The following is a 6,088-nucleotide window of genomic DNA, read 5'->3' on the forward strand; positions in this document are numbered from 1 at the left end:
GTGAAGATGAAGGGTGAATACTGGCGATCGAAGACGACGACATCGATCTGCTGGCTAAAATTTCCGAGACTATCCACCACATGCGCCTTTGCTGCCTGATAGCGCTTCGGCAGATAAGTCTCCATTAAGCTGATCCAGACGTTCTCGCTGGCGTCACCCTTCGTGCCAGGATGGCTGAACGTCTTCCGCACGGTCGCCAGACGCTGCTGAATATCTTCGTGCAGTGAAGAGAGAAGCTGAGACAGGGACCATTCTGACATCAAACACCTCTAGGAGTTGGCCGGCGCTGGTCAGGACAACGGAAATTTGGGGCCGAACAGCTCGCGCCAGGCTCGGAGCGCTTCACCATTCCGGCCTCGGCGAACATGATCGATCGCGAGCGTCGCTTCCCGCTCTGCCGCGCGCAGAAGGTCGCGTGCCCGGGTCTTGTGTGCCGAATCCATCCCGTTGCTGACCGCCGGGCCGAGGCCGGCGGGATCCGGCCATTCATCGAAAATCCGATCGGCCAGCGTCGCGAAGAACCCTTGTATTTCGCGATCGAAGCTGCCGCCCCAGCCGCCATGGAGGCACTGCAGCGCCATGACCTCGATAAGGAAGGAGGGCTTCACCGGTTTTTCGCCATGCTTGGGGTTGTTGTTCCAGTATTTGACCATCCGCACCAACCCCTTCCACTCGCTCGAATAGGCTTGATGCGCGGCCGTTGCCTTTTCGGCGTGGACCTTCGGATTGGTCTCGATCCACTTTCCCACCTCATTGTCGGGAATCTCGAAGTCATCGTCTTTGTCGAAAGCCGGGACGACGTCGACGCTGATGACGCGATAGTCGGTGTTGTCCTCGGCGTCGGCTTTCACCCCGAAGTCCACATTGATCGAGCGGTTCTGCTTCTTGGCCTTGTCGCCATATTTTTCGGCCAGCGCGTCGTGAAAATCGGTCAGAACGATCGATGGCGCTTTCGAGCGATAGTGATCCTCCGACGCCTTCAGGACGAAAAAGATATCGACATCCTTCAACGGCTTTGTCTTGGTCCAGCGTGCGTATGAGCCGGTCAAAAAGCTCCGGTCGATTTTGAATTTGGTATCAAGATAGTCTCGCACCTCCGTCTGACGTGCCGAGGCGTTCGCCTGCTCTTTGTCGTTCAGCTCAAGGCGGCTTTTGAATTTGCGAAAGGCTTCGTCGATCGTCAGCATCAGGCCCTCCTCAGATACGATGTTCTCGCGCCGAGGCCGCTGTGCTCGATCGTTGTGCCGAGGCTCTGGCGGATCATACCTTCCGTCGAGCGCGCCGTTGTCTTACTCCATCCGATGACGTCGGGCCGTCCGGGCTTCGTGTGCAGAAGGAACCGATAGCGCGCTTCGCTCGGAGCTAAACCGGCCTTTCTGGTCGCGTATCGGAGCTGGTCGGTGTCCGTCCAGAAACTTCCGTCCCCACCCGACCATCCATAGGAGATCTCGATGTCCCAGCGAAAAATGAGTGCGTCGGTTTTCGGGTCATAGATCTCGAGCTCTACAGTCTCGAGATCGCCAGTATTCAGCCAGGTCTGGACGCCACGTATATGCGTTTCCCAGTCACCGACAAACTCCGATGGATCGAGGCCGCTGAGGCGAATGATGTCCTTCAGACTTTTCAGGATGTTGTCCGCCACATAGGTGACGGAATGCGTGTAGGTGTTGACGGCGACATTGGTCATGAGCCGAGAAATCCCTTCGGATCGAAGATAAGCACCTGGGATTTCGTTGTTGCGGCTTCATCCGCGGCAGACACAGCGGCGCCAAGATCGCGCGCCGTGATGCGGGTGCTATGTTTCTTCAAGGCGCCTTGGACCCAGGCAAGGTCGTCCGCGAGACACGGGAGTGAGACGTGCCAATCTCCCTTCAACGGATCGAAACCAAGGGCGTCTTCGTTGGCATCCGAGCCTTCGACCGCATCATCGTCATAGAGACAGTAGATGCGTGTGCGAGGACCATCGCAGGTCACTGTAATGGCCGCATCCTTCGGTGCCTGATCGGCTATGACACTTGCTGCTACGCCGGCGACAGCCAGAAGCTCGGTTCGCGCACCACTGGCTTTTCCCTGAGTCAGTAGGTCGACGATTGCCGTCCAGGTTCGACCGGCGTCACGTTCGGGCGTACTCTTGAAGGTGCGGCTGGCGACTGTGCTCACTGGACTTTGCCTCCCGACAAGCGTCCCGCCTTGGCGGCGCGCGCCGCCGCCAGCAGATCTTCGGCGGTTACCCGTTCCGGGTTCATCGCGGTCTGGGGCGTGCTAGCGAGAGCGTTGGCGACCATCTTGCGGATGGCGCGCCCGTCGAGCCCCACACACTCCGCGGCGCAGCGGTCAAAGTTCGCACTGGTCGCCAACCTCGCGATGGCCGGATAGGTCTTACCCAACCCTGTGAGGCAGTCTTTCAGGATGCGTGCGCAGGCATCGCGGTCCGGCAGGGGCACGTGCACGACAAGGTCGCACCGCGAAGTGAAGGCCGCATCCACGGCCTGAGGAAAATTGCTGGTGGCGAGAAACAGCAGGTTCGGATGCTGCTCGGCGAGAGCGTCGAGTTGAACCAGCACGGCATCAGTCGCGCGATGGATGTCGATCGGGTTGGCCTCAAGGCTCATCTTCGATCTGTCAGCCGCGAGCGTCTCAACCTCATCGAGGAGGACGATGGTCGGGCCGGCCGCGGCTGACTCCGCGATCGACTGCGAAAACAACTCCGAGACCGCGCGCTGCGTTTTGCCCATCGCCGAACTGGTCAGCGCGTGCGGCTCGACTTCCAGGAGACGGAACCCACCACCCTGGAAGGACTCGGCGGTGCGATGTGCCAATCCGCGGGCGAGGGAGGTTTTTCCTGTGCCCGGCGGTCCGACGAGAAGGATCACGCCGTGCAGCGGAATGACGCTACGATCGACCTTTCCTCGCATCGTGAAGTTCAGCATTGCCTGGGAAAGGAGCTGAGCTTTCAGGCGCTCCTGCAGGATAATCGAGTCCCAGAGGGCGCCGAGCGCGGCATCCGGAAGCCGGCGCGATCGCTGAATCCCTTTTGGTCGGTTGAAATCCTCCGTTTGCACCGCAGTCAGCTTCTGCATCGTCGACCGTCCCTTGCTGTCGCCGACTGAACCCGCTCGCCGACCCAGCATGGATTCCAGAAGAAATCGATGCTGTCAACAAGCACAAGTCATTGTGCTTATTACTCACAATTGTTTGTGAGGTTGACATTCGGATTCGCGCGTAGCAATCATCCCGCATGTCGGACGAAGCGATCTATAGGGCTTTCGGGCAGGCGGTAGCCACGCGACGCAAGGGGCTGAACCTTACCCAGGCTACGCTAGCTGCCAGAGTGGGTATCTCGCGCGCCTCGATCGCCAACATCGAGAGCGGTCGGCAGAACGTGCTGCTGCACCACGTCTATCGGCTGGCGTTGGCGCTTGAGTTCTCCAAGGTCTCAGACCTGCTGCCGGCGCAACCAAAACCAGCGACACAGGAGGGCTTGGATATGATCCTTTCAGACGAAACCGTGACCCCGCGCGGCAAAGCCCAAATCACCGATCTGATCGCCAGTGCGCTTGCGCAACGCGGCGCCGCAAAGGCTGGATCATGACGGCGAATCCCGAACGAGCCCGGGAGGCCGCCCGCGCGATCTTGCGGGCCTTTGGCGTAAAAGGGGTGCCAGTTCCAGTCGAGCGCATCATCAAGGCCAGAAACATCGTCCTCCAATACGCTCCGCTAGAGGAAGACCTTTCGGGGATGGCCTACATCAAGGATGGCGTTGGCATCATCGGTGTGAACGCGCTGCATCATCCCAATCGTCAACGATTCTCGGCGGCGCACGAGCTTGGTCACCACGAGCTGCACGCCCAGGAGATTGGGAAAGCGGTTCACGTCGATAAGGGGTTCCGGGTGCTTCTGCGTGACGATGTCTCTTCGCAGGGCATTGATCCGCTGGAGATTGAGGCCAACGCATTCGCGTCGGAGCTGCTGATGCCGAGGGAATTCCTTATGAGCGCGCTGGATGCGGGCGGATTGGATATCGAGGATGACGCCGGGATCGAAGCACTTGCCCGCAAATTCCGCGTAAGCGCCTCGGCGATGCGATATCGGTTAGCAGGGCGCTTCTAGAAATAGGCGGGTCCGTTGAGCTTCGTCTTCTTCGACACTGAAACAACGGGCCTGAAGCACGGCTACGATCAGATCGTGCATTTCGCGGCTATCCGGACCGACTTCAATCTGAATGAGATCGACCGCTTCGAAGTGCGCTCGCGACTTCTCCCGCATGTGCTTCCCCATCCGGCAGCGCTGCGCACCAATGGCCTGCCGATCGGAAGACTCTTGGACGCGAGTCTTCCGTCCCATTACGACATGGTCAGAGCGATCCGGCAGAGACTGCTCTCGTGGTCGCCTTCGATCTTTCTAGGCTACAACTCGATCCGTTTCGACGAGGAGATGTTGCGGCACGCGTTGTTCCAGACGCTTTACCCTGCCTACCTCACGAGCAACCACAACAACAGCCGTGCGGACGTGTGGGGCTTGGTGATGGCTGCCGCGGCAGTGTCGCCGGCATGTCTCAATGTTCCGACCGGCCCGGAGGGCCGACCGATTTTTCGCCTTGAACAATTGGCGCTCGCTAACGGTGTCGCTCATGAACAGGCTCATGATGCTCTGTCCGATGTCATCGCTACGCTCGAACTTTGTCGCCTCGTACATCAGCGGTCGCCAGAACTCTGGCAGCGCTTTGTCCGCTTTTCAAAAAAAGCGACCGTCGCCGAGTTCGTCGAAGCCGAAGATGGATTCATGCTCACCGAGTTTTTTGCCAATCAAGCATATCACGCGCCGGTGGTCTGCATCGGTCGAGATCCGGATCAAGCCAATGGCCGCTTTTGTTTGAGTCTAAGCAGTGACCTGGATCGCATTGCTGCGATGACAGATGATGAGCTTCGAGTTGAGCTAGCCCAAAAGCCCTGTCCGGTTCGTCGGCTTCGGATCAACGCAGCGCCAACGTTGACGGCTCTCTACGACGCGCCAGAGGTGATGCTGGATGGCGTCGATGTTGATGCTGTTGAAGCACGAGCACGCCGGGTGAAGGGTGATCCGGCGCTCTGTACTCGGATCGTCTCAGCCTACACTTCAACGCGCGAACCCCGGATCCCTTCGCAGCATGCCGAGGAGCGCCTCTACGACGGATTTCCTGGTCCGCAAGATGAAGCCCGCTTAATCGAATTTCATGATGTGGATTGGACGGACAGATTAGCGATTATTCAAAGTCTAGATGATGAACGCTTGCGGATTTTCGGGCTTCGTTTGCTGTACTTCGAGGCGCGATCGGTTCTACCTGAAGCTCTCAGACTCGAACTGGAGCGTTCCCTAAGTGGTCGCCTGGTTGATGCTGAGGCCGGCGGCCTAACTCTCGAACAGGCCCTCCGTGCGGTCGACGAAACGCCAAGTGATGACGCATCTGATGCGGGAGGACTGCTGGCGGACTACCGCTCATATCTTGTCGGTCGGATAGCTCGGGTCACCGATTTTCGGGCGAGGCAGTTCGCCATCTAGATACGCTGACGGCCCGGCCGGCCTGGCGCGCGAGGGAGAGAAATGGCTGCATCGTTGAGCTTCGTTAAAAAGATTGCACCAAAATCAATTGATGCGATGGCCATCGCGGAAGTGGTCGATCGGATTGAGACCTTGAACCAAGGCATCGCCAAGTTCTGGTCAAAGAGCGACGGCTGGGCTCCTGTCGCCGCTGCTGGCCTGCTCGGAAAGTCGCGGCTCGATTGGCAAGCCTCATTGGCGGGATCGCTTAGGCTCTGGATGCGTGAGCCACCCAACGCGCTCACGCCGGCGGAACTCATCCTGGCTTGGGCCAATCTGGGAAGCCTCGTCGAGGGCACGATCAAGACGCTTCTGTCGGTCTGGTACGAGACCTACAAGGCCGACATCGACAATCTCAAGAAGGTCAACGCGTACGATAACGCAAAGCAGGTGGCACACGCCCCGGACGGCCTCGGCTTGGAGAAGCTGCGCAATTATTGCAAAACGAAAGAACTGCTCGGCGCCGAAGGCGATGCGCTTGTCGAACTCGTACAGCAACGTAGAAACGCGA

The 6,088-nt window shown here is 59.0% G+C and carries 8 protein-coding genes and 1 pseudogene; 4 read left to right on the plus strand and 5 right to left on the minus strand.

Features of this window, described 5'->3' with window-relative positions; translation table 11 throughout:
- The 5 genes and pseudogenes from nucC to AB7F49_RS37335 all read right to left on the minus strand — a co-directional run.
- Positions 1 to 260, minus strand: a pseudogene (gene nucC, locus AB7F49_RS37315) (CBASS effector endonuclease NucC); the annotation flags it as partial.
- A 30-nt stretch (positions 261 to 290) separates the two neighbouring features.
- On the minus strand, positions 291 to 1,187 hold the full coding sequence (locus AB7F49_RS37320; RefSeq protein ID WP_428532403.1) for a CBASS oligonucleotide cyclase: 897 nt from the start codon (positions 1,185 to 1,187) through the stop codon (positions 291 to 293).
- Positions 1,187 to 1,687, minus strand: a complete 501-nt coding sequence (locus AB7F49_RS37325) for an HORMA domain containing protein (RefSeq protein WP_428532406.1) — start codon at positions 1,685 to 1,687, stop codon at positions 1,187 to 1,189. Before AB7F49_RS37325 ends, AB7F49_RS37320 begins: the two co-directional genes overlap by 1 nt.
- On the minus strand, positions 1,684 to 2,160 hold the full coding sequence (locus tag AB7F49_RS37330) for a hypothetical protein (RefSeq protein ID WP_428532409.1): 477 nt from the start codon (positions 2,158 to 2,160) through the stop codon (positions 1,684 to 1,686). The genes AB7F49_RS37325 and AB7F49_RS37330 overlap by 4 nt, the downstream gene beginning before the upstream one ends.
- Positions 2,157 to 3,080, minus strand: a complete 924-nt coding sequence (locus tag AB7F49_RS37335) for an AAA family ATPase (protein WP_428532412.1) — start codon at positions 3,078 to 3,080, stop codon at positions 2,157 to 2,159. Before AB7F49_RS37335 ends, AB7F49_RS37330 begins: the two co-directional genes overlap by 4 nt.
- A gap of 158 nt (positions 3,081 to 3,238) precedes the next feature.
- Between AB7F49_RS37335 and AB7F49_RS37340 the strand changes: the two genes are divergently transcribed.
- From AB7F49_RS37340 to AB7F49_RS37355, 4 genes are all read left to right on the plus strand, one after another.
- The gene (locus AB7F49_RS37340; protein WP_428532415.1) at positions 3,239 to 3,592 is read left to right on the plus strand and encodes a helix-turn-helix domain-containing protein; all 354 of its coding nucleotides are present in this window, start codon (positions 3,239 to 3,241) and stop codon (positions 3,590 to 3,592) included.
- Positions 3,589 to 4,110: an ImmA/IrrE family metallo-endopeptidase gene (locus AB7F49_RS37345; protein ID WP_428532418.1), complete on the plus strand. Its 522-nt coding sequence runs from the start codon at positions 3,589 to 3,591 to the stop codon at positions 4,108 to 4,110. The genes AB7F49_RS37340 and AB7F49_RS37345 overlap by 4 nt, the downstream gene beginning before the upstream one ends.
- Positions 4,111 to 4,125: 15 nt before the next feature.
- Positions 4,126 to 5,538 carry an exonuclease domain-containing protein gene (locus AB7F49_RS37350; protein WP_428532422.1) on the plus strand — a complete coding sequence of 471 codons (1,413 nt, stop codon included), beginning with the start codon at positions 4,126 to 4,128 and terminating at the stop codon, positions 5,536 to 5,538.
- A gap of 42 nt (positions 5,539 to 5,580) precedes the next feature.
- Positions 5,581 to 6,088: hypothetical protein (locus tag AB7F49_RS37355; protein ID WP_428532425.1), on the plus strand; the 508-nt coding region annotated here is incomplete at its 3' end.

Source organism: Pseudorhodoplanes sp. (assembly GCF_050250235.1).
GTDB lineage: Bacteria > Pseudomonadota > Alphaproteobacteria > Rhizobiales > Xanthobacteraceae > Pseudorhodoplanes.